Origin of the sequence: Microvirga arabica (genome assembly GCF_016811235.1) — a bacterium.
In the GTDB taxonomy this organism is placed as follows: Bacteria; Pseudomonadota; Alphaproteobacteria; order Rhizobiales; family Beijerinckiaceae; genus Microvirga; species Microvirga arabica.
In genome coordinates this window covers 25501-48118 of record NZ_JAFBID010000046.1, presented here as the reverse complement: position 1 = coordinate 48118, position 22618 = coordinate 25501, and the positions used below count along the sequence as shown (strand labels likewise).

General features: G+C 60.7%; 17 protein-coding genes and 1 pseudogene. 9 read left to right on the top strand and 9 right to left on the bottom strand.

What is annotated here, in order from left to right:
- Positions 1 to 687, top strand: a 687-nt coding sequence (locus JQC81_RS20270; RefSeq protein ID WP_203273593.1) for a TRAP transporter large permease subunit, incomplete at its 5' end; no start/stop codon positions are given.
- 26 nt (positions 688 to 713) lie between these two features.
- The gene (locus tag JQC81_RS20265) at positions 714 to 1703 is read left to right on the top strand and encodes a TRAP transporter substrate-binding protein (RefSeq protein WP_203273592.1); all 990 of its coding nucleotides are present in this window, start codon (positions 714 to 716) and stop codon (positions 1701 to 1703) included.
- A gap of 134 nt (positions 1704 to 1837) precedes the next feature.
- Here JQC81_RS20265 and JQC81_RS20260 read toward each other — a convergent pair whose 3' ends face one another.
- Positions 1838 to 2524, bottom strand: a complete 687-nt coding sequence (locus tag JQC81_RS20260) for a GntR family transcriptional regulator (RefSeq protein WP_203273591.1) — start codon at positions 2522 to 2524, stop codon at positions 1838 to 1840.
- A 365-nt stretch (positions 2525 to 2889) separates the two neighbouring features.
- On the opposite strand from JQC81_RS20260, the gene JQC81_RS20255 reads away from it, so the two are divergent.
- Both JQC81_RS20255 and JQC81_RS20250 read left to right on the top strand, forming a co-directional pair.
- On the top strand, positions 2890 to 3906 hold the full coding sequence (locus JQC81_RS20255; protein WP_203273590.1) for a 4-hydroxyproline epimerase: 1017 nt from the start codon (positions 2890 to 2892) through the stop codon (positions 3904 to 3906).
- A 27-nt stretch (positions 3907 to 3933) separates the two neighbouring features.
- Positions 3934 to 5169, top strand: a complete 1236-nt coding sequence (locus tag JQC81_RS20250; RefSeq protein ID WP_203273589.1) for an NAD(P)/FAD-dependent oxidoreductase — start codon at positions 3934 to 3936, stop codon at positions 5167 to 5169.
- 686 nt (positions 5170 to 5855) lie between these two features.
- Here the strand turns inward: JQC81_RS20250 and JQC81_RS20245 are convergent.
- The 8 genes from JQC81_RS20245 to JQC81_RS20210 all read right to left on the bottom strand — a co-directional run bounded on the left by JQC81_RS20245 (position 5856) and on the right by JQC81_RS20210 (position 16372).
- The gene (locus JQC81_RS20245) at positions 5856 to 6485 is read right to left on the bottom strand and encodes a histidine phosphatase family protein (RefSeq protein ID WP_203273588.1); all 630 of its coding nucleotides are present in this window, start codon (positions 6483 to 6485) and stop codon (positions 5856 to 5858) included.
- Positions 6486 to 6529: 44 nt separating this feature from the next.
- Positions 6530 to 7198: a phosphoglycolate phosphatase gene (gene gph, locus JQC81_RS20240; RefSeq protein WP_203273587.1), complete on the bottom strand. Its 669-nt coding sequence runs from the start codon at positions 7196 to 7198 to the stop codon at positions 6530 to 6532.
- A 93-nt stretch (positions 7199 to 7291) separates the two neighbouring features.
- The gene (locus JQC81_RS20235; protein ID WP_203273586.1) at positions 7292 to 8389 is read right to left on the bottom strand and encodes an ABC transporter ATP-binding protein; all 1098 of its coding nucleotides are present in this window, start codon (positions 8387 to 8389) and stop codon (positions 7292 to 7294) included.
- A 29-nt stretch (positions 8390 to 8418) separates the two neighbouring features.
- Positions 8419 to 10161, bottom strand: a complete 1743-nt coding sequence (locus JQC81_RS20230) for an ABC transporter permease (protein ID WP_203273585.1) — start codon at positions 10159 to 10161, stop codon at positions 8419 to 8421.
- Between the two features lie 71 nt (positions 10162 to 10232).
- Positions 10233 to 11555: an ABC transporter substrate-binding protein gene (locus JQC81_RS20225; protein WP_203273584.1), complete on the bottom strand. Its 1323-nt coding sequence runs from the start codon at positions 11553 to 11555 to the stop codon at positions 10233 to 10235.
- Between the two features lie 202 nt (positions 11556 to 11757).
- Positions 11758 to 13107, bottom strand: a complete 1350-nt coding sequence (locus tag JQC81_RS20220) for a sigma-54-dependent transcriptional regulator (protein WP_203273583.1) — start codon at positions 13105 to 13107, stop codon at positions 11758 to 11760.
- Positions 13104 to 15008 carry an ATP-binding protein gene (locus JQC81_RS20215; protein ID WP_203273582.1) on the bottom strand — a complete coding sequence of 635 codons (1905 nt, stop codon included), beginning with the start codon at positions 15006 to 15008 and terminating at the stop codon, positions 13104 to 13106. The genes JQC81_RS20220 and JQC81_RS20215 overlap by 4 nt, the downstream gene beginning before the upstream one ends.
- Positions 15005 to 16372 (bottom strand): ABC transporter substrate-binding protein, encoded by a 1368-nt coding sequence (locus JQC81_RS20210; protein ID WP_203273581.1) that lies wholly within the window; start codon positions 16370 to 16372, stop codon positions 15005 to 15007. Before JQC81_RS20210 ends, JQC81_RS20215 begins: the two co-directional genes overlap by 4 nt.
- A gap of 348 nt (positions 16373 to 16720) precedes the next feature.
- Between JQC81_RS20210 and JQC81_RS33310 the strand changes: the two are divergent.
- The 5 genes and pseudogenes from JQC81_RS33310 to JQC81_RS20185 form a co-directional block, all read left to right on the top strand.
- Positions 16721 to 16915, top strand: a pseudogene (locus JQC81_RS33310) (IS6 family transposase); the annotation flags it as partial.
- Positions 16916 to 17491: 576 nt separating this feature from the next.
- Positions 17492 to 19069 (top strand): ABC transporter substrate-binding protein, encoded by a 1578-nt coding sequence (locus JQC81_RS20200; protein WP_203273579.1) that lies wholly within the window; start codon positions 17492 to 17494, stop codon positions 19067 to 19069.
- A gap of 72 nt (positions 19070 to 19141) precedes the next feature.
- Positions 19142 to 20119: an ABC transporter permease gene (locus JQC81_RS20195; RefSeq protein ID WP_246520550.1), complete on the top strand. Its 978-nt coding sequence runs from the start codon at positions 19142 to 19144 to the stop codon at positions 20117 to 20119.
- A gap of 11 nt (positions 20120 to 20130) precedes the next feature.
- Positions 20131 to 20967, top strand: a complete 837-nt coding sequence (locus JQC81_RS20190) for an ABC transporter permease (protein ID WP_203273577.1) — start codon at positions 20131 to 20133, stop codon at positions 20965 to 20967.
- 1 nt (position 20968) lies between these two features.
- Positions 20969 to 22600 carry an ABC transporter ATP-binding protein gene (locus tag JQC81_RS20185; RefSeq protein ID WP_203273576.1) on the top strand — a complete coding sequence of 544 codons (1632 nt, stop codon included), beginning with the start codon at positions 20969 to 20971 and terminating at the stop codon, positions 22598 to 22600.
- Positions 22601 to 22618 lie beyond the last annotated feature (18 nt).

Here is a 22618-nt window from a genome sequence, read left to right as displayed (position 1 = left end):
CACAATTTTCCGGCCGGAGCTCGCATGACACCGCGCGAGCGCGTGATGACTGTGCTTCGCGCGCTGCCGACGCTGTCGATCCCGGTGGTGATTGTTGGCTCCATCCTCACGGGCCTCGCCAATGCCACAGAGGCGGCGGCTGTGGGTGCAATTGCGGCGGCACTGGTTGGCCGCTACTGGACCCGCGAGTTCCGCTTCTCCCAAATCCCGGAAATGCTGCTCCGCTCAGGGATCTACTCGGCGATCGTCCTATTCCTGGTCGCTGCCGCAGCGGTGTTCTCTTGGATTTTGATTTTCGGCAAGGTTCCGCAGGAAGTGGCGGGCTGGATCCAGTCGGTCGCCAAGGATCCGGTCACCTTCATGCTGCTGGTGAACGTGATCCTGATTGTTATTGGCACGGTCATCGATGGAGTGCCCGGCCTGATTATGACAGTACCAATCCTCCTGCCGATCGCGACCGAGGTCTATCATATCGATCCAAGGCACTTCGGGGTCGTCGTTGTGATCAATCTGGTGCTCGGACTTCTCTCACCTCCCGTTGGACTCTGCTTCTTCGTTGCGGCAGCCGTCACGGGCGCCAAGCCCGGCAAGATGTTCATAGTGACACTGCCCTTCTTCATCGTTGCCTGCCTGATGCTGATCATTCTGTCAGTATGGCCTACCCTCTCGCTTGCCCTTGTCGACTAACCTGATGAAAGAACGGAGGACTGATCATGACCATTTCCCGCAGACATCTCTTCGCCTTAGCAGCAGGCGCCGCCCTGCCGCTTGCGGCCCCGACGGTGCTTCGCGCTCAAAGCCGTGAGTTCCGTCTTGGCGTTATTACGCCACCGAACCATCCCTGGAACAACGCTGCCCTGAAAGTCGGCGAGACACTGAAGGCTGAGACCAGCGGCCGCTTGTCACTCACCGTTTTCCATGCCGGCCAGCTCGGCAACGAGGGCGCCATGATGCAGCAGCTCCAGTCCGGAGCCCTCGACATGGCCTTTATCCAGGCAGCCGAGCTTGGCTCCCGTGTCCCAGCGATTGCGGCGATCAATGCCCCCTACGTGGTGCGCTCCACCGAAGCTGTCGCGAAGCTCGTTCGCCACCCGGTTGCACTCAGCCTATTCGATTATCTTCCCAAGGAAACAGGCACGATCGGCCTCGGCTGGGGCATCACATCGATCCGTGCTGTGTTCTCGGCCAAAGACATCTCGTCCGTTGCCGACCTAAAAGGCATGAAGCTGCGTATCAACCCGACTCCGGCCTTCCGTGACTTCTACCAGATACTAGGGGCTGCCCCCACACCAATCCCGACTCCACAGGTGTTCGATGCAATGGCCAATGGTCAGGTCGACGGCCTTGAGGCAGATCTCGACTTCTCTTGGAACCAGCGCTTCGATCGGGTTTCCAAGACCATCCTGCGGATGAATGCCGTTCACATGCCGATGGTGGCGCTGGTGTCCGGCCGGGTCTGGACTACCCTGCCAGCCGCCGATCGTGAGCTGATCTCCAAGGTTACGCGTGCAGCGCTTGATGCCGAGATTGACGAGATTGTCGCCAACCAGCCTGGCCTCTTGGAGAATTTCTCGAAACAGCCTGTCAAAATCGTCGTCTCCGATGTGAAGGACGCGGATCCAGTGATTGCTGAGTATGACAAGATCTGGCTTCCGAAGGCGCCGGTCTTGGCGGAGCTGCGCAAGGTCGGCGCTACGCTCTGAAGCTCCATCTCTTCCACGGACCACAGTCGGTACTTCATCAATCGCTTCATTTTGCAGCCGGACGCTCGACGTCCGGCTGCAGCTTTGAGCGTGTCCACCGAGGGACAAGGCCGAGGGTGACCATCAGTCTGTGGTTAATCGACTTTGGTGTGCTCCTGGAAATACGTTCTGAGCGACCTGCTCACACCTTCGATATGCGCCTTCAAAAGTGTGCAAGCCGCAGAGATCTTGCCATTTGCGCAAAGGCGTACGAGTTCGGCATGCTCGACTTCCGCGCGTTCCATACCACCTGTGAGCGAAAGCTGAAGCCGCGTGTGCCGGTCGCATTCCTGAAGAAGGCCGCTGACAATCGCTTGCGAACGCGGTTGCCCAGCATGTTGATACAGAAGGTTATGAAATTCAGTGTTCAGCTCGCCCCAGCGCCGAACGTGCTTAGCGCGAAGTTCGGAGCTGTATTCTTGAAGGATTTGGCTTAGCCGCTCATAATCCGTTGCCGTGAGATGTTTGGCAGAGGCTTTGAGGAGCCGTGGCTCAAGGAGTGCCCGGAGCTCGAACAGTTCTTGGACTTCCTCCATCGATAGCTCTGAAACGAGTGCGCCGCGATGTGGAAGGATCTTGACCAGCCCTTCAGCTTCGAGCTGCATCAGGGCTTCGCGCACCGGGATGCGGCTGACACCGAACTCCGTAGCCAGTGCATCCTGACGAAGCTGGAAGCCAGATTTGAACTCACCATCCACGATCCTGCGCCGCAGTTCCTCTGCGACGGCAGAGGCGATGGTCCTGTGCTGTAGGGACTTTTGAGCGGGTCTGGCAGGGGGCATAGCTTTCACTGTCGTTGGTTACAGATCCTGTGGAAGAATGGATCATATGGCACTATAGCAGACTGACAAAAGTGCGGCTTGACATCGGCGATTTTATACAATCTACGTTGAGGAAGTTCAATGCCATATAGCAGGAGCAGGAGCCTGATAGCGAGCGAAATTGCCTGGGAGCACATTTTCTCCAGTCACGATGCCGTTCAAGTCGGATTACGAGCTTCAGCTCGAGGCCGTCATAGGTCAGGCCTGATGAGCCTCCCGAAGCTGCCGGATGTGAGCCTGAAGCCGGCAGCCTTATAAACCCTGGCGGAGCGCGAAAGTCTCGCCTTCGCCTTCGATCGATAACTCTATAAACAGCGAGTGAGGCCATGGCGCGCCACACCTTCTTCTGCATCGACGGCCACACCTGCGGCAACCCGGTTCGTGTGGTGGGCGGCGGCAGTATTCCCCAATTGAAGGGCGAGACCATGTTCGAGCGCCGCCAGCATTTCCTGGCGGAGTACGACTGGATCCGGACCGGCCTGATGTTCGAGCCGCGCGGCCACGACATGATGTCGGGCTCGATTCTCTACCCGCCGACGCGGCCAGATTGCGACGTGGGCATCCTGTTCATCGAGACATCGGGCTGCCTGCCCATGTGCGGCCACGGCACCATCGGCACGGTGACCATCGCGCTCGAAAACGGCCTGATCCATCCGAAGACGCCGGGCCTGCTGCGGCTCGATACGCCCGCCGGCGTCGTCGAGGCGCGTTACGAGCAGAACGGCCCCTTCGTGGAGCGGGTGCGCATTACCAACATCCCGTCCTTCCTCTATGGCACCGGCTACGAGGTCGAAGTCGAGGGACTCGGGCATCTCACGGTCGATGTGGCTTATGGCGGCAACTTCTACGCCATCGTGGAGCCGCAGACGCTTTACTCGGATGTCGCCGACGTCAATCCGTCCGACATCCTGCACTGGAGCCCGAAGCTGCGCGAGGCCTTCAATGCGCGCTACCGGATCGCGCATCCCGAGAACCCGGCCATCGACCGCCTGACGCACGTGCTCTGGACCGGAAAGGCCCAGACGCCCGGCGGCACTGCGCGCAATGCGGTGTTCTATGGCGACAAGGCCATCGACCGCTCGCCCTGCGGTACCGGCACCTCCGCCCGCATGGCGCATCTGGCCGCCCGCGGCGCGTTGAGCGAAGGCGATGCCTTCGTGCACGAGAGCATCATCGGCTCGACCTTCACGGGGCGCATCGAAGGACGCACCAAGGTCGGCGACCGCGATGCGATCATCCCGTCCATCGAAGGCTGGGCGCGGGTGACCGGGTTCAACACCATCTTCATCGACGACCGGGATCCTTTCGCCAACGGCTTCCAGGTCGTCGACCAGAACCGCTAGGACTTACGCCTGTTTTAGGGACGAACCATGCGCGTTGCGATCATCGGGGCAGGGATCGTGGGGCTTGCCACCGCGCATGCCTTGCTCGACAGGGGCCATGAGGTTGTTCTGATCGAGCCGGGCGGCAAGCAGGGGCGCCCGACCGACGGCAATGCAGGCTGGATCGCCCATACCGACGTGATGCCGCTCGCATCCCCGAAGGCCTGGCGGAATCTCCCCCGCTGGCTGATGGACCCGCTCGGACCGCTCACCATCCGACCGGGATACCTGCCGCATCTGGCGCCCTGGCTCGTGCGCTTCCTGCTGGCCTCGTCGCCTTCGCGCATCAAGGCCAGCATCGGGGCGATCCGCGCAATCAACGCGGAGGCGCTGCCGGCCTGGAAGAGCCTACTGTCGTCGCTCGATCTGAGCGGGCATCTCCGGGAGAACGGCATCCTCTCCGTCTGGAGGCATCAGAGCGACTTCAATCGGTCCCGTGACATCTTCGAGCGTCAGCGCAGCTTCGGGATCGAGGTAGAAGCGCTGAGCCCCGCGGCGCTCGCGGAGTTGGAACCGGCACTCCACAATGTAGAAGCTGCCGTGCTTTACCCGGATGCGTGCCATGTGTCCGATCCGGCCGTTCTGGCCGCTGACCTTCTGCGCCTGGCTCTGGAGCGTCGAGCCATTCCTGTGACCGCGCATGCCACAAGAATCGAACCGACGGACGGTGCCGTTCGCGTTCACACGGATGGATCGGGCCCACCAGTGGTGGCCGACCAAATCGTGATCGCGGCCGGGATCTGGTCGCGCGTCCTAGCCGCTCAGCTCGGCGACCGGATCCCGCTCGACACCGAGAGAGGCTACAATGCAACGTACCCGAAAGGTACGCTCGAGATCGGCCGACCGATCATGTTCGAGGGAGAGGGATTCGTGACGACACCCCTCGATACGGGCGACCGGGTCGGCGGCGCGGTCGAGTTCGCGGGCCTTGAGGCGCCACCCAATCACAGCCGGACCGATGCCATGGTGCAGCGTCTAACGCGCTTCCTTCCTCATCTCCAATCCGAACCGGCTGCAAAGCGATGGATGGGCTTCCGGCCTTCGATCCCGGATTCTCTTCCGGTGATCGGACCCGCCGGACGGGACTGGCGCGTAATCTATGCCTTCGGGCATGGGCACTATGGCCTGACCCAAGCTGCGATCACATCACGGCTCGTTGCTGATTTGGTTGAACGGAAGTCCGTCGGCATAGACTTGAAGCCGTTCGCGACGCAGCGCTTCTGAGATCACTGGATGAGCGGTAAGGAACCTGTTGATAGGACGTGGAAATGCGCACCCTGAAACCTGTTGAGGTCGGGGCAAGAACTGCTCTCAAACGATAGAGATGATGCCTCCCGCTTCCGACGGTGCGATGTTGAGCACTGTGTGGATGGCTCCCGCAACTAATTGTCTCCTAGTCTTAAAGTTTGACACAATCCGGGGAATCGTGAGTCGGATCGGCAAAAAGCTTAACTCTCTGTTCGGCACACCTTCGGGTTGCATGAGCGGTCCAGACTTCGCCTCTCCCTTAGACGGAGGATGTCATCAAAGCCCCACGCTACGCCGGAGCGCAGGGATTTTCGCCATAGTATCGGCTGGGTCGGCGTCGAGACCGCGGGCTGGGCTTGGCACCATCTCGTGCGCAGCAAACCGCATGGCCCATTGGCACCGGCCCTTCGAATGGATGATCTCGGGCTGGATAGCGATGGCGTTTGTAGCCAGCGGGCCAAGGCATGCCATAGTTCTAGCCAGAGGTCCCTGACAAAGAGTTCCCCTGCCACCCATGGAATAGAACAGCCGATGGGGCGAGACGATCGAGCGCTAATATGCATATGAAGAGGCGGGCGCATCGAGTGCCCGCCTTGCACCACTTCCCGATTCCGCTGGATCTTTACGAATTTCGCCTGCGCGACGGACTGGTTCAGTTTTAATCAGACAGGGGCGTGATCCAGACCAGGCACTCTCAGGTCGTCCGGAGACGGCGCGAAATTAAACGTCACCAGGCGTGCATTGTACGCTTGTGCGGATTGGGTGATATCGAAGATGGTGATGGCCGCCGGCACAATCGGCGACAGATCGGACGGCACCAACCCAACCAGCAGATCGCAAGCGGCACGAACAACGCCCTCATGAGTGACGATCACGACATCACCCTCAGCCCTGCTGATAACTTCGCTGATCGCCTCTCCGACTCTTTCCCGGAACGCCTCCCACGTTTCCCCCTGAGGCGGCGTATAGGTCCCGAGCCGCCAGTCGCGATAGGCGCCCTTGGCCGAAGTCTCGATCTCCTCGATCCAGCGCCCGGTCCATTCGCCCAGGTCCACCTCGCGCAATCGTGGATCGGTCTCGAAATCAGAGAAGCCCAGAAGTTCAGCCGTGTGGCATGCCCGGCTGAGGTCCGACGAGACGACCAGACCCGGAGCCTTACCATCCATAAAGAACTTGGCTGCGTCCCGGGCCTGCTTGACGCCACGATCCGATAAAGGCGCATCCGCATGCCCCTGCAAGCGGCGCTCGGCATTCCAGACGGTCTCGCCATGACGCACCAGGATCAATCTCATCGGTCAGGTGTCCAGAAATAGAATTGCGGGCTAGTTCAGGATTGTTACGTAGCAAAGCCGCTCTCGATGATAGGCAGTAGATCTGCCATCTTCTCCAGGAGATGGTCGGCGCCGAGTTCCGCGTGAGGCTTGTGGCTATACCCATAGGTGACAGCAAAAGCGCGAACGCCCGCCGCGCGGGCCGCCTGCACATCGTGGTAATTGTCGCCGACCATGAGCGCTGCCTTGGGTGTCACGCCCAAGCGTTCCAGCGCCATCAGGATCGGGGCTGGATGCGGTTTGCGCTCGGGAAGCGTATCTCCTCCCACAACGGCGTTGAAGTAGGCACTCAGGTCGAGGGCCTCCAGGATGTCCATTGTCGCTGCATAGGGTTTGTTGGTGACGACAGCTAAGGGAAGCTCCAAACGTCGAAGGCCTGCCAGAGTATCCACGACACCCGGATAGGCTTCGGTGTGGCAAGACGCATTGGCTTCATAGATCTTGAGGAAACGGGCGACGAATTCCGGCAAGCGCATCAGATCTCCTCCCGCCGCAGAGGTGGCACGCTCCACGAGCTTGGCGGCCCCATCGCCGATCATTGACTTGACTTCGTCAAGGCCGATCTGCCGAAGGCCTTCTTCTGCCAAAAGAGTGTTCGTCGCGTCCTGGAGATCCCGCGCGCTGTCAACGAGGGTTCCATCCAAATCGAAGATAATGGCTTTCAGCTGGGACATGGGATTGTTACGATCGTTTACGGAGCTAGATGCTATGGCGGAGGAAGCCCCCTCCCTTCCGCCGGTCCTTTATGTCACGTGGCTTACGCTGCCTCAGGAAGCGAGCCAGAGGGCCGAGCGCAACGAGAGGCCGATCTCCACTGGGGAACCCGGCTCGTACAGAGTCTCTCCTGAATGGAACGGCGTGTCGATGGAGATCTCCGCAGTCCCGATCCTGACCCCATAGCGCAAAGTGGAGCCGAGAAACTCGCTATGCACGACGGTTCCAGGCAGCGATACATCTCTCGTCCCATTCTTGCCCAACGACGCGTGCTGCGGACGGAAGACGAGCTTTGCCCCCTCCGGCACAACGACATGGGCTGGAATCGGCAGGCGAACCCCTCCCTCAATGTCGAAGAAGCGCTCGCCTCCCTCGCGGATCACGCGACCGGGAAGAATATTGGCCGTGCCGAGGAAGTTTGCCACGAACAGATTGGCGGGCTTCTCATAAAGCTCCATTGGCGTGCCGACCTGCTGCACAATACCGTCGTTCATGACTGCGATCCGATCGCAGATTGTGTTGGCCTCCTCCTGGTCGTGGGTAACGAAGATCGTCGTCAACCCGAGCCGCTGCTGAAGATCGCGCAGCTCGCGCCGCACCTGAACGCGCATCTTCGCGTCCAAGTTGGACAGAGGTTCATCAAGGAGGAGAACTTTTGGTTCAATGGCAATCGTCCGGGCAACCGCGACCCGCTGCTGCTGACCGCCGGAAAGCTGAGAGGGACGCCGGTCGGCGAGGTGCGCGAGCCCGACGAGCTCAAGAGCAGCCGCGACGCGCTTGTCGATCTCAGCCTTTGGAACCTTCCGCTCCTCAAGCCCGAATGCGACATTGCGCCTGACGGTCATGTGAGGCCAAAGGGCATAGGATTGAAAAACCATGCCGACGTCGCGCTTCCAGGGCGGAAGTTGTGACACATCCCGGCCGCCAACCAGGACCTCGCCGCCGTCGGCCTGGTTGAATCCAGCGATGAGACGCAGCAGCGTCGTCTTTCCGCAGCCGGATGGGCCAAGAAAGGCGAAGAACTCGCCCGGCCGGATATGCAGGTTGATCCCTTTAAGGACATGATTGGCACCGTATGACAGATCGACATTGCGAATATCAACATCGACGGCATTAATGCCAAGCGCGGAGATGGGGAAAGGCTGGTTCATGGGTGTCGTTTCCTCAGGTCCGGACGCGGTTAGTGTCCGGCCGCTTTGGCCTTCTGGCTTTTCTCGATGATCAAATGGGACGCGAAGGTGCACAGGGCGACTAGCAACACGGCGATAACCCCCAACGCAGCTCCGGGACCGCGCCCGGCCGGTGATTGCATGAAGACGTAGAGGCCGTAGGCGAGCGGCGCATCCGCGTTCGATTGAACGAGCATCAGCGTCGCCGAGAGCTCCACGGCAGCGGTGGCAAAGCTCGTAACGAAGCCTGCCAGGATGCCGCCTGCCATCAGCGGCAGCATAATGCGGCGAACCGTACGCACCTTTGTGGCGCCGAGGTTCTCAGCCGCCTCCTCAAGCGAGACCGAGATCTGCTGCAGAGCCGCGTAGCAGGCGCGCAGCGCGTAAGGAAGGCGCCTGATCGCCAGCGCCAGCACGATCATGATCCACAGGGCCGCAAGCGGAGTGCCGTCAGGGAGTTGCACGCCATAGAATGTGCGAAGATAGCCGATACCGAGCACGACACCTGGAATGGCCAAGGCTGCCGTCGCGGCCCAGTCAAGCCATTCGCGTCCGATCAGCTTTGTCCTCAGCACGAGATAGGCAATGGCCGTGCCGAGGACGACGTCGATCACTCCCGCGATGGAGGCATACACCATGGTGTTCTTGACGTACACGAAGCTTTCGCCGAACACGCGGCTGTAATGGGCCAGCGTGTAAGCATCCGGCAGCGGACTGAAGGACCAGATTGTGGCGAAGGAGAGCAGCAGCAACCCGATATGGGGAGCCAAGACAAGGAGCAGGATGAGCAGAACAGCCCCATACGCGATGGCGCTTTCCCATGGGCGCATCTGGCGCTTCGCCAGTCCGCCACCACCTCGTTGCACGGTAGCATAATCCTTGCCGCGCATGGCCTGCGCCGAGATCCACATGGCGAGGATCGACATGCAGATCAGCACAACCGAGATCACATAGCCCATAGGGTCGGCGATGCCGATGGATGTGACGCGCAGATAGGCCTGAGGCGCCAGCATGTCCTTGACGTTCAGGAGCAGCGGCGTCGCGAGATCGTCGAAGACCTTGACGAAGACAAGCGATGCGCCAGCGATGTAGCCCGGCATGGCGAGCGGAAAGACGATGCGACGAAACAGACGGAACCCCGAGCTGCCGAGATTCTGCGCGGCCTCTTCCATGGCCCGGTCAATATTGCGCAGGGCCGCCGAAAGATTGATCAGGATGAAAGGGAAATAGTGTACGGCCTGGACGAAGATGACGCCGTTCAGTCCCTCCATGAAGGGAATTTTGAATCCGAACCAGTCGTCAAGAAACAGGTTTACCGTGCCGTTTCGGCCAAACAGCAGCAGCATCGCGACGGCGCCCACGAAAGGCGGCATGATCAGCGGCAGGAATCCCAGGGTCTGAATCAGCATGGCACCACGGAACTCGAACCGCGTGGTGATGTAAGCAAGTGGAAGCGCGAAAACGGACGCGACGACAACCGACATCGCAGACACGTAGAACGAGTTCCAGAATGAACGGATGAACAGGTCCGTCTGAGCGAAATCGAGGAAGTTGACGAGAGTGAACTCGCCCGTCCCCTTCTCCGTGAAGGCGACGTAAATCACTGTTCCGACGGGAACAACGAGAAAAAGGATGAGGAAGACGGCAATCCCGAGCGCCAGGGCGATTTGCCCCGGTTTTGCCGATAATTTTTTGAAATACTTCGAGGATGCGGACGGCGCGTGCGTTCGTCCAGCGGTCGTGGCGCCAGCCATGGACGCTCTCCTAAGATCCGAAAATGGGCCTGTACGGGCGGCTCACCGATGCGAGCCGCCCGACCTGACGATCAGCGTGCGAGCTTCAGGGCCTGCTCGGCTTTGGCCTGTGCCTGCTGGTAGCGCTCCTTGGCGAAGGCCGCCCATTGCTGCTCGAGCTCGGCCTGACGCGCACCCTTCTCCTTGCCGCCCGTGAAGGCGCCGGCGATTTCAGGAGATGATGCCTGCTGCTCGTTGACCGGCATTGCAGCAACGAGGTCGCGCGCCTCCTTCACCAGGGCCTTGGCATCAGCGTTGTCCTTCTTGGCAATCGCAGCCTCGGCGTCATGGATGGCCTTGGTGGCCGCCTTGAGGGTTTCAAGCTGGAACGTCACGGTCTGGTCGTAGAGGACATCGACGGCATTCGTGCGCTTCTCCGACACGTTCACGTCGAACTTCACTCGCGCTCCGAGAGACGAATCCTTGAAGGGGTTCGGATACTCGGCCGGTGCCTTGGCATAGACTGCCGGGTTGACGGGTAGGCGGCGGATGCTCGGCTCGAGCAGAACCTCCTGACCGGCGGGAGAAACGAGATAATCGAGGAAGGCCTCGGCTCCGGCTTTGTTGGGAGCATTGGCGATTACGGCCACATTCGCCGGCACGATGGTCGTGACGGTTGGGTACACGAACTTCACGGGGAAGCCGGAGGCCTGCGACGAGAAGGCGAAGAAGTCGATCACGATACCAAAACCGACCTGCCCGGAATTGACAGCTTCAGGCACACCGAAGGACCGCTCCGTGATCTGGCGGAAGTTTCCGGACATTTCCTTGAGCGTGCGCCAGCCCTGATCCCAGCCCTCACCCTGGAGAACCGTCTCGATGGTGAGGTGGGTCGTGCCCGAGCGCGACGGTGCCGCCATGGCAACGTGATCGAAATAGACAGGCTTGGCGAGATCCTGCCAATCCTTGGGTTCAGGCAGCTTGTTCGCCTTGGCGTAGCGGTCGTTCCACATGATGCCGTAGCCCGATGCTGCGAAGCCGGAATAGAAGTTCTCGGGATCGTTGATCGGATAGGAGCCGATCTTCTCCGGAATGCCTTCGGCCTTCGGCTTGTACTTCTGGAGCAATCCCTTGCCTTTGAGCACCTCGAACGCGTCCGGAGCAGAGGCCCAGAAAACGTCGACCTGGTTGTTGGCCTTTGTTTCCTCGACGAACTTGACGCCCGCATTGGTATTCCGGTTCTGCACATCGAGGGTCAAACCGGGATTGGCTTTCTCGAAGGCCTGCTTGAACGGATCGGTCACATCCTTGGAAAACGAGGTCACGACAGTGACCTTGCCGGACTGGGCGAAGGCAGCGCCCGTGAACAGGGCGGTGCCGATCAATGCCGCCGCGGCGACGGAATGGCGAAGCATCAGTTTCCTCCAACATAATGTTTTATAAGCTTGGGTTCGCCTCAAGGGCGTCCGACGATCTCAATGCAATATTCGTGCCAAACTGAGCCGTACCGCTTCGCGATTGTTTCAAAGCGGCATTTCCAGGCGAAATCCTCGATGGGATCGCGATGAGGGGAAAGGATGGTAACCTTCCCCCTTCGCTTGGGTCAGATGCGTAACATCATGCCCCGATCTCTCCAGCCCGGCCGAGATCGTACTTCTTCATTTTGAGGTAGAGGGTCTTGCGGGTGATCCCGAGCGCCTCCGCAGTGGCGCCGATGCGCCAGCCGAAACGGACGAGGGTCTCCTCAATAACGCGGCGCTCAGCAATCTCCATCTGCTGCTCGAGGGTCAGCGCACCACGAATGCTTGGCTCCGCCTGAGGTGGCTCGTCCTCGTCGAGGCCGAGGAGATGTCGCTCGGCCGCGTTGCGCAGCTCGCGCACGTTTCCGGGCCATTCCTGCTGCTGCAGCCTTTCGAGGAAAGATGGTTCGAGCGACGGCGCCGCCCTCGCCTGCCGGGCGGCCGCGAGATGGAGGAAATGACTGAAGAGCACGGGCACATCCTCCCGCCGCTCGCGGAGCGGCGGGAGGCGAACTGTGACGACGTTCAAGCGATAGACCAGGTCCTCGCGGAATGCGCCTTTGCCCGCCAGTTCGGTGAGATCCGCTTTGGTAGCGGCGATGACGCGGATGTCGACAGGGATCTCCTTGTTTGACCCGAGGCGCTCGATGGTTCGCTCCTGAAGCACCCGCAGCAGACGGATCTGCGCTGTCATGGGCATGGACTCGATCTCGTCGAGAAAGAGCGTGCCACCGCTCGCATGCTCGATCTTGCCGATCCGCCGCTCACGGGCTCCGGTGAAGGCACCGGGTTCGTGACCGAAGAGCTCGCTCTCGAGCATGGTCTCCGGCACCGCGCCGCAATTGACCGCCACGAACCGTCCCTTCCGCCGGCGTCCAAAATCGTGGAGGGCGCGGGCGGCGACCTCCTTGCCCGTGCCTGTCTCTCCGAGGAGGAGCACGTCGGCCTCGGCGTCTGCGAGGGTCCGAAGGATGCGCTTCAGTCGCTCGATGGCGGCGGAGCGGCCAACGAGCCGACTGGCGATGGAATCCTGATCGGCAGCCCCTGCCCGGAGCGCCCGGTTCTCAAGGATGAGGCTGCGGTGCGCGAAGGCGCGCCTGACCGTCTCGACGAACCTCACGGGATCGGCCGGTTTCTCGATGAAATCCCAGGCGCCCGCCCGCACAGCCTTGATAGCCATCGGCACGTCGCCATGGCCGGTCACGAGGACGACCGGGATTTCGGGATCGATCGCGCGAACGGCGTCGAGGAGGCCGAAGCCGTCGAGTCCGGGCATCCGGACGTCGCTTACGACGATGGCTGGACGATCGTGCGACAGGATGTCGAGCCCGGCCTTGGCGGAGCCAACCGCAGCGACATCGAAGTCAGCGAGCTCCAGCGTCTGCCGGTAGGCTGCGAGCACCTCCTGATCGTCGTCCACCAGGACAATCTTCGGTTCCGCGCTCATGGCTTGCTCGCCACCAGATCGATTACGAAGGTCGTTCCCGTTGGTCCTGTCGTTGCCAAGATCAAGTCTCCTCCGAAATCCTTCACGATGTTGTACGACATCGATAGGCCGAGTCCGAGCCCCAGGCCGGCCGGCTTAGTGGTGAAGAACGGGTCGAAGATAGCTTTGCAGTGCTGCTCCGCGATACCCGAGCCGTTGTCGGTCACGGCTAAGCGGACGCGGTCTCCACTGGCTTCGGCGCTGATGTCGATGCGCCGTTCCGTCTGCTCCTCGATCACGTCGAGCGCATTCGAGAGCAGATTGACAATCACCTGCTCAAGCCTGACCTCCTCGGCCAGAACTGTCAGGGCGGGGTCCGGAAAGCTCATCCGCACCGCGACTCTCTCCTCGTCGATGCGCTGCTCGAACAGGCTCAGGGCGCCCTCGACGACGGCGCGGAGATCGACTGCTTCGAGCGCCGCGGCCGGGCGGCGGGCGAAGCGCTTGAGATGCTTGATCAGCTCCGCCATCCGGGCCGTCAGCCCCTGGATCCGATCAAAGCTGGCCGTTGCTTCCTCTGGACGCCCACGCTGGATCAGCACGGCGCCGTTGTAGGCGTGCGAGCGGATGGCCGCGAGAGGCTGGTTGAGCTCATGGCTGAGGCCCGCAGCCATCTGGCCGAGCGCCGCGAGCTTGGCGGCCTGGACCAGGTCGTCCCGCGTCTGCCTGAAGACGGCAAGCGCCTTGGCGAGATCGCCGAGTTCATCGTCGGTGGGAGGCGGCAGGACCGGCATCGTCGGGCCGCTCGCAATGGTCGTCGCCGCCAGAGTCAGCGCTTGGAGACGCACGACGAGGCTCCTTCGGACATAGAACCAGCCGATCGCGATCGTGATGGCGAGTGAGGCGACGGCGATCGCCAGGAGGAGATTGCGCCCGATCACGATGGCGTCGGCGGAGCGTTCCGCTGCCCTGCGCGCGATCGCTTCCGTGCGGCTGACCTCCTGCGACACGAGCATGCCGAGCCGGGTGACGAGGCGCCGGTTCTCGGCGAGAAGCGTCTGCGCGTCGGCGATGGCCTCAAGTTCGGCCCGCTTCACGGCCACCAGCCCGGATTCCGGATCGGAGACTGCCAGGAGGCGAGCTGTCATCTGGCTGATGGTGATCGTGTCCGTCCAGCTGGCGAGAGCCTTGGTTTCCAGATCGAGCTGATCCGTCATCTCGCCGAGGAAGTTACTTGTCTCCTGAAGGTCCTCGACCGTCGGCACGGTTCCAAGCCGGCCCAGCAGCCCCACGATCAGGTTGGCATGAGCATTGATGGTCAGGAGGGATTCACTCTTGTGGCTCTCCTCCAGCAGAGTCTTGCGTCCAGCCTCGGCCGCATCGCCAGGCGCGACCCTTCCGATGGCCGACGCCATATTGAAGCGAGCGTCGTCGATAAGCGGCTCGATCTCCTCGATCAGATCGGCCTGCAGCCATCGCAGCTCCTCGCCGATCTCGCGCGCGCTCTCGTTCAAGGGAAAGCGCCGGTCGGCGACCCGGTCGATAGCCTTGAGATTGGCTTCAATGCCGTCTGTCACCACGAGAAGCTCAGGCGCGAGCGAATGCTTGGTGTTGCGCTCATTGAGGACGGACCGAAGCACGGATAGACGCTCGACAAGCATTTGGCGAATGCGGTCATAGGCTTCGCGACGCTCCGCGACTGCAAGATCGGGCGTGCTGGCGATCACGTTCGCGCCTGCCTCCGCGAGGCGGGCAGAAAACGCGAGGGCCGGGAGATGGGCTGTCGCGACGGAATTCAGCTCCTCACTGAGGCGGGCATAGGACAGCCAGCCCACGATGCATGCGCCGACGGCGAGCCCGCCCACTCCGAGAAAGGCGATGATGAGGCGCCCACCAATGCCGAGCCGCATCCGCTGGATCATGGCCGCACGGCCTCCAGGCCATGCGTGTCCAGAGCGGCCCTGCCCAACCTCGCGGCGGCATCGGCCAGTGCCCGCGCCGCCTGTTGCATGTTCTCTTCGATCCGCGCTTTAATGTGGGCTTCGAGCCGGGCCTGGGGCTCGGGTGTGGGAAGCCCACGCCGTACCCGCACGAGGCCCCTCCAGCGCTCCAGCTCCATGGCCTCCGCGCCGCTCAGGGGCGGCCGGGTCAGGGCGCCGCGCGCATCGCTCACCAGCTTTGCCAGACCCATGTCGGAGCGCTCCGACAGGGCCACCTCCAGCGCGCGTACAGATCGCCACATGCGCCCCAGCTCGGATCTCCGGAAGGTGACCATCTCGTCGAAGATGATGTTGACCAGTTCGTAGCGGGCGGCCGAGAGACCCGCGTCGAATAGGCCTCTGGCGAACAGACTGTCATGTTGGAAGGGGTTGCCGTCCGTCGCTCCGTCAACCGGATAGACGGCGGGAGAGATCGGCAGCCGCGCCACCGCGGGATCCAGCAGCAGTGCCTGCCCCTCCCGCGACAGCACGAAATCGACGAAACGTTCGGCACCGTCCCGATTGGCCGCATCGGTCAGGATCGCGATGCTGGCGGGCACGAACAGCGTCTCCTCGGGGAGGGCAAAGCGGGTCGCCCCCTCGGGCATGCCTTCGGGCTTTGCCAGGAAATCGATTGAGGGCCCGATCCCGAACCGTCCGCGGGCGACACCGGCCGAGACGCCGAAGCTACGCGCCGTCACGGTCGCAAGATTGCCGCTGATCTCGGACCAGATGCCCCACCCACGGTCCCACCCGTAGACCTGGAGAATGGCCTCGACCATGAGGTGCATCGTGCCCGACCGTGATGGGGAACTGATGCCGATGTGCCCGGCATAGATGGGCGCCGCCAGATCGCTCCAGCCCCTGGGCACGGGTAGTCCCCGCTCCTTGAGATAGTTAGGGTTGTACACAAACCCGTAGCCCGACAGGGCGAAGCCGAGATAGGTCAGGTCCGGATCGTTCACCGGATAACCGGCAATGAGGTCCGGCGCTCCCGTGGAGCGCGGCTTCAACGCCGCTAGTCGGCCCGCCCTCTTCAGAATCTCGAAGGCATCCGGCGCCGACGCCCAGAAGATGTCCGCTTTGTGCCTGTCGCCGACAATGTCTGCCAGCGCCGTCGTCGTCTTGCGCTGCACGAACTCAATGGCAACCGCGGGATGGCGCTTCCTGAATTCTTTCTGGAATGGCTCGAGGAACTGCGGCGGGAACGATGTTAGGACGCGCACCTTTTCAGCCGCGACGGCAGTCCCGATTAGGGTTGCATGAGCGAGCAATGTCGCCAAGCAAATGAAAAAGGTGCGAAGCATGAATAGGTGCGGCGTCCTGAGTAGCGCTGCATCATAGGCCCCAGCCAGACTAAACGATCAAGTCATTCTTCAGGCCAGGAAGCTATTCATTGCGATGACATTGCTGACCTCCGCAGGCATGCGGCATCGCGTGACGCTAATCCTTATCTTGGGCCGGAACCGAAGCGAGAGCGATTGCTGTCGCTCAACCCACTGGGGTAGGTGCCGACGCTGATCCTGCCAGACGGCACTTTGATGATCGATAACGTCGCCATGGTGCTGCACATCCACAATGTAGCACCCCATGCCGGGCACCGCTGCATTGACCTTGGCAGCTTGGAGGATGCTGCTATTTGAGGAGCCGCCCTGCTGTCTCTGATCAAGCGCCGCAGCGTTCCGCTCGGGATCATCCTTCTGCGCGTACGGTGGTACTGGAAATAACGGATCCGCTACCATGATTTCGCCCTGATGGTGCAGGAGCGCGGTGTCAACGTGAACCCATCCACAATCTTTCGCTGGGTTCAACGCTACGCGCCTGAGATCGACAAGCGTGTCCGCTTATATCAAGGTTATGGCTTTGCGATCTGAACCAGGGGCGAGTGGTGCAGCAGGCGGTCGAGAGCTTTCTCGCCGGCCAGAAGCTCGCGCTGCCCGACACCCTCCTCGAGTCGATTTCATCCCTCCGTATGCCTCGGTCCGGCAATCTTGGGTTGATTTGACGATGCCGCCTGATCAGCGTCACAGCTAGAGCACCCGCGGCGACCTGTTGTCCACTATCGCTGCCCTCGGTAAAACCCTCCGCTTGACGCAGCAAATTTGATGCATCATGATCGATATCACGCCGGATGTAAGGATACATCCATTGAGACAGAGGGTCATCCTGTGGTGTTGAACAACCTCTTTGTGTCCTCGGCCAACGCTTGATGGTTAGGAGGTAATGGGCCTAACCAGCAGTGTAGTTGATGGCTCTCTTTACCAATTATCAGAACACCAGCTACTTTCCTACCTGGTTTCTGCGGCCCAGTACTCGACTGCGCCCAATAAAAAGAAGCTCTTTTGCTGCTATTTACGGTCCCTCAAGAACGATGGGTAGTAAATAAAAATAATAAACGAGTAACAAACCAACCAGAGGACATGATTATGAAACGAAGAGTAAGGCTGTTGGCTGCCGCAGCGGGTCTGTTGTGTGCGAGTATGATGGGAACAGCCTATGCGCAGGAGGTTCCTGCCAAGGGCGGCACGCTCAACATGATCGCGCAACCCGAACCCCCGGTGCTGATGGTAGGGCTGAACACGCAAGGGCCGACCCTCTACGTCGCCGGGCAGATCTATCAGAGCCTTTTGACTTACGGCACCGATCTCAAGCCCCTCCCCTCTTTGGCGAAGTCTTGGACCGTGTCGTCCGACGGCCTGATCTACACCTTCACGTTGCAGGACAATGTGAAGTGGCATGACGGAAAGCCGTTCTCCGCTGACGACGTCGTCTTCACCGCAGACAAATTTCTGCGCGAATCTCATCCCCGCTGGCGTTTGATTGCCACGACATACGTTGACAGCATTACGGCGCCTGCGCCCAATCAAGTCGTCTTCAAGTTGAAGAAACCGTTTTCCGCGTTTCTGAATGCGTTCGAGTTGAGCTCGTTTCCGATCATCCCGAAGCATCTGTATGAGGGCACAGATTACCGGACAAACCCCGCCAACCAGACGCCGATCGGCACCGGGCCATTCAAGCTGAAAGAGTGGAAGCGCGGCTCCTACATCCATCTCGTGCGCAACGAAGATTACTGGAAGCCCGGCAAGCCTTACCTGGACGAGCTCTACTTCCGCATCATTCCCGATTCCGCATCTCGCGCAGTCGCCTTCGAAAAAGGCACCGTCGACGTGCTGCGTGGCGGCGATGTCGAGGGATTCGAGGTCCGCCGGCTAATCAAGCTCCCAGACGTGGAGAACACCACGAGCGGCTGGGAGTACTACGCTCCTCTAGTCTTCATGCAGATGAACCAGCGCAGCATGCCGTTCTCGGACAAGCGTGTCCGCCAAGCGATCATGCATGCAATAGACCGCGACTTCATCGTCAGGAATGTGTTCTTCGGACAGGGCAAGGTTGCGACCGGTCCGATCGCATCCACCACCTTGTATTATACGCCCGACGTTCCAGCCTATCCGTTCGACCTGCCAAAGGCCAAGAAGATCCTCGCCGATGCGGGCATCAAGCCTAGCGAATATAACATTCGCCTGATGCCGTTGCCTTACGGCGCCGCGTGGGATCGAATGTCGGAGTATGTGAAGCAACAAATCGAGCAGCTTGGCTTCAAGGTGGTGATCCAGGGTGTCGACGCCGGTGGATGGTCGCAGAAGCTAGCCGACTTCGATTTCGACCTCACATTCAACTTCACTTATCAGTATGGCGATCCAGCGCTCGGTGTTGCGCGACACTACCTGTCGACCAATGTCATCAAGGGTACGCCCTACGGCAACAACCAGAACTACGTAAACCCCAAGGTTGACGAACTCTTCGCCCTTGCCGCCGGCGCCGTCAGCAACGATGTTGCTGCCAAGGCTTATAGCGAAGCGCAGAAGATCATCGTCGACGAGGTCGCACTCGGCTGGCTCTACGAGATGCAGAATGTCACCATTAACCGCAAGAAGGTGAAGAATCTCGTCAGAACCGGCATCGGTCTCAACGAGACCATGGATGAAGTCTGGATCTCCAAGTAACCGCCGCATGGGTTCGGGCCGGTCTCACCGCACCGGCCCGACTCACGCCATGCCGCTGTCAGGAGAATGTTTTTGAAAACTTTGGATTTTCTACTTCAGCGCTTGGCCAAGGCGATTCTGGTCGTGCTCGGAGTCGTCATTCTCAACTTCATGCTGATCCACATGGCGCCGGGCGATCCGGCGTCGGTGCTCGCAGGCGAAGCAGGCGCCGGTGATGAGAAATTCATCGCCCAGTTGCGCGCCCAATTCGGCCTTGATCAACCCCTCTATTGGCAGCTCTGGACCTATCTCAAGGGCGTACTGACAGGCGATCTCGGCTTTTCCTATCGCAATCAGGTTCCAGTGATGACCCTGATACTCGATCGGCTGCCCGCCACGCTTCTTCTGACTGGTTGCGCGTTTGTCTTCTCGCTCGTTCTGGGCATCCTCCTCGGGGTCATCGCTGCCTATCGGCGCGGAAGCGTTGCCGACAGCGTGGTGATGACGAGCGCACTAGTGTTCTACGCAACACCGCTGTTCTGGATCGCGCTGATGTCGGTCCTCGTCTTTTCACTCCATCTGGATTGGCTGCCACCCTTTGACATGGAGAGCATCGGCGCCAATTATACCGGCTGGGCCCGGGTTGCCGACATTGCACACCATCTCGTGCTGCCAACTGTCACGCTCGGCCTCTTCTTCACTGCGGTGTATACCCGCCTGACCCGCGCTTCGATGCTCGAAGTTATGGCGCTCGACTTCGTCAAGACGGCGCGCGCCAAGGGCGTACCGAAGGCGCAGGTTATCCGACGGCACGTTCTCCGTAACGCCATCTTGCCTGTTTTCACCTTCGCGAGCATGCAGGCAGGCCAACTTGTCGGTGGTGCCGTGCTCACCGAAACGGTCTTCGCCTGGCCTGGAATCGGGCGCCTGATGTTTGATGCGCTGCTGCAGCGCGACTACCCAGTGCTCCTCGGCGTCTTCTTGGTGACCGCAGCCGTCGTGGTCCTCGTCAACCTTATCGCGGATCTTCTCTACCGGTTCGTCGACCCGCGCATCGAAGCAGCAAGCTGAGGAGCGGAATCATGACATTCTTCAAACGCTATGCCCGCAACTACGGCGCGCTCATCGGTCTTGCGATCCTGCTGGTGGTGGTCGTGCTCGCCTTCGCAGCCCCTCTCATCTTTCCGGTCAGCCCGTGGCAGAGCGTCGGCGACCCTTTGCTGGCGCCGTCCGAAGACCCCGCTTTCCCGTTCGGAACAGATATGCTCGGGCGCGATATTGCGGCGGGTCTCGCTTATGGCGCGCGGGTCTCACTACTCATCGGGGTGATCTCGACCTCAGTCGCCGTGGTGATCGGCGTCTCCATCGGCGCGCTCGCTGGGTTCTATGGTGGAAAAGTCGACGATCTTCTCATGCGCTTCACAGAGTTCTTTCAGACCATCCCAGCATTTGCTATGGCGGTCGTGCTGGTGGCGATCTTCAGTCCTACCATCGTATCAATCACGCTCGCCATCGCGGTGGTGTCGTGGCCACCTGTCGCACGACTCGTTCGCGGCGAGTTTCTGAGTTTGCGCTCCCGGGAATTTGTGCAGGCTGCGATCGTGATCGGGCAGAGCGGCCCACGGATCATGTTCACGCAGATCCTACCGAATGCGATCTCACCGATCATCGTGACCGCCTCACTTATGGTTGCAACCGCCATCCTGACGGAAAGTTCGCTTTCATTCCTGGGCCTTGGCGACCGTAATATGATGAGTTGGGGTTTCATGATCGGCGCGGCACGCACCATGCTGCGCGAGGCGTGGTGGATGAGCGTGTTTCCCGGCGTCGCAATCCTCTTGACGGTGCTCGCCATCAACCTCATCGGCGAGGGTCTCAACGATGCCATGAACCCGCATCTTCGCGGACGGAAGGGCTGAGATGAACGCGCATTCAACGCCTCTGCTTCGGGTAGAGAACCTGTCGATTAACCTTCCACCAGGTTTCGACCGGGAGTTCGCGGTCGAAAACATTTCGTACGATCTCAGTGCAGGTGAGATCCTTTGCGTCGTAGGCGAATCCGGTTCCGGCAAATCGATGACCGCCAACGCCATCATGGGATTGCTACCGGACTACCTGAAGCCCTCGGGAGGACGGATTCTATTCCGCGGCAAGGACCTTCTCGCCATGCGGGAGCCCGAGCTTGAGCAGGAACGTGGCCGTTCGATGGCGATGGTGTTCCAAGAACCGCTTTCAGCGCTGAACCCGCTGATGAAGGTGCGCGACCAGATCGCCGAGGTAATGGAAGTTCACGGCGAGAAAAATGCCGAAACACGCGATCGGCGCGTACTCGACCTTCTCGAATATGTCGGGCTACCCGACCCAACGCACCTGCGCGATGCTTATCCGTTCCGACTGTCCGGCGGTCAGCGCCAGCGGGTTATGATCGCGATGGCGCTGGCGCTTGAACCGGCGCTGCTGATCGCAGACGAACCGACTACAGCGCTTGATGTGACGACCCAAGCCCAGATCCTCGACTTGATCCGTCGCATCCAAAGGGCGAAGGGCATGGGCGTAATGTTCGTGACGCACGATTTTGGCGTCGTCGCAGACATTGCCGATCGGGTGATCGTGATGGAGCGGGGCATTGTGGTCGAGCAAGGTCCGGCGGCTGATGTTCTGAACCGTCCGAAGCATCCCTATACGCGCCGGCTGATCGCCGCTGTTCCCCACCGCGAAGACCATGGCGCAAAGGCTGCGGCAGAAGGCGAGATGCTGCTAGAGGTAAAGAACTTGCGCAAGACTTACCGCAGCGGAGGTGGATTTTTCTCGAGACCGCGCGTTGTTAACGCCGTCAACAATGTGAGCTTCACTTTGCGGCGCGGAGAGACGCTCGGCGTAGTGGGCGAATCGGGCTCCGGCAAGTCGACTTTGGGGCGCTGCTTGCTGAAACTAGCAGATGTCGACGGTGGGCAAGTTCTGTTCCGCGGCAACGATGTGGTTCCGCTCTCAGCAAGGGCCTTTCGGCCGCTGCGTCGCCACATGCAAATGGTGTTTCAGGACCCCTTCGCGTCGCTCAACCCTCGCCAGACGGTCGGTCGCATTCTCACGGATGGGCCGGTCGCAAACGGAGTTCCGTACGCACAGGCGGAGTCCAAGGCGCGTGAACTGCTAGACTTGGTGGGACTTGAAATCTCCGCTTACGACCGTTACCCGCAGGAGTTCTCTGGTGGCCAGCGCCAGCGCGTTGGCATCGCCCGTGCCCTGGCCCTTGATCCGGAGCTTCTTGTCGCGGACGAAAGCGTCTCCGCGCTCGATGTGTCGGTACAGGCCCAAGTGCTCGAACTGCTGCAGAACCTGCAGAAAAAGCTCAACATCGCCATCATCTTCATCACGCACGATCTTCGCATTGCCGCACAAATCTGCGACCGGATCGCGGTGATGTATCGCGGCGAGATCGTCGAAACGGGTCCGCCTGAGCAAGTCTTTGACGCCCCGCAGCATCCCTACACCCAAGGTCTGATCGCGGCGATCCCTGGTCTTGAGTGGAACCCGCGTCTCGCCGTTGTCTAATTGATCTACTGTGGAGAA

Excerpts from the sequence above, each read along its gene's own strand:
- JQC81_RS20250 (WP_203273589.1), top strand. The coding sequence starts at position 3,934 with ATGCGCGTTGCGATCATCGGGGCAGGGATCGTGGGGCTTGCCACCGCG.
- JQC81_RS20255 (WP_203273590.1), top strand. The coding sequence starts at position 2,890 with ATGGCGCGCCACACCTTCTTCTGCATCGACGGCCACACCTGCGGCAAC.
- JQC81_RS20185 (WP_203273576.1), top strand. The coding sequence starts at position 20,969 with ATGAACGCGCATTCAACGCCTCTGCTTCGGGTAGAGAACCTGTCGATT.
- gph (WP_203273587.1), bottom strand. The coding sequence starts at position 7,198 with ATGTCCCAGCTGAAAGCCATTATCTTCGATTTGGATGGAACCCTCGTT.
- JQC81_RS20210 (WP_203273581.1), bottom strand. The coding sequence starts at position 16,372 with ATGCTTCGCACCTTTTTCATTTGCTTGGCGACATTGCTCGCTCATGCA.
- JQC81_RS20245 (WP_203273588.1), bottom strand. The coding sequence starts at position 6,485 with ATGAGATTGATCCTGGTGCGTCATGGCGAGACCGTCTGGAATGCCGAG.
- JQC81_RS20235 (WP_203273586.1), bottom strand. The coding sequence starts at position 8,389 with ATGAACCAGCCTTTCCCCATCTCCGCGCTTGGCATTAATGCCGTCGAT.
- JQC81_RS20215 (WP_203273582.1), bottom strand. The coding sequence starts at position 15,008 with ATGATCCAGCGGATGCGGCTCGGCATTGGTGGGCGCCTCATCATCGCC.
- JQC81_RS20220 (WP_203273583.1), bottom strand. The coding sequence starts at position 13,107 with ATGAGCGCGGAACCGAAGATTGTCCTGGTGGACGACGATCAGGAGGTG.
- JQC81_RS20230 (WP_203273585.1), bottom strand. The coding sequence starts at position 10,161 with ATGGCTGGCGCCACGACCGCTGGACGAACGCACGCGCCGTCCGCATCC.
- JQC81_RS20190 (WP_203273577.1), top strand. The coding sequence starts at position 20,131 with ATGACATTCTTCAAACGCTATGCCCGCAACTACGGCGCGCTCATCGGT.
- JQC81_RS20200 (WP_203273579.1), top strand. The coding sequence starts at position 17,492 with ATGAAACGAAGAGTAAGGCTGTTGGCTGCCGCAGCGGGTCTGTTGTGT.
- JQC81_RS20225 (WP_203273584.1), bottom strand. The coding sequence starts at position 11,555 with ATGCTTCGCCATTCCGTCGCCGCGGCGGCATTGATCGGCACCGCCCTG.
- JQC81_RS20265 (WP_203273592.1), top strand. The coding sequence starts at position 714 with ATGACCATTTCCCGCAGACATCTCTTCGCCTTAGCAGCAGGCGCCGCC.
- JQC81_RS20260 (WP_203273591.1), bottom strand. The coding sequence starts at position 2,524 with ATGCCCCCTGCCAGACCCGCTCAAAAGTCCCTACAGCACAGGACCATC.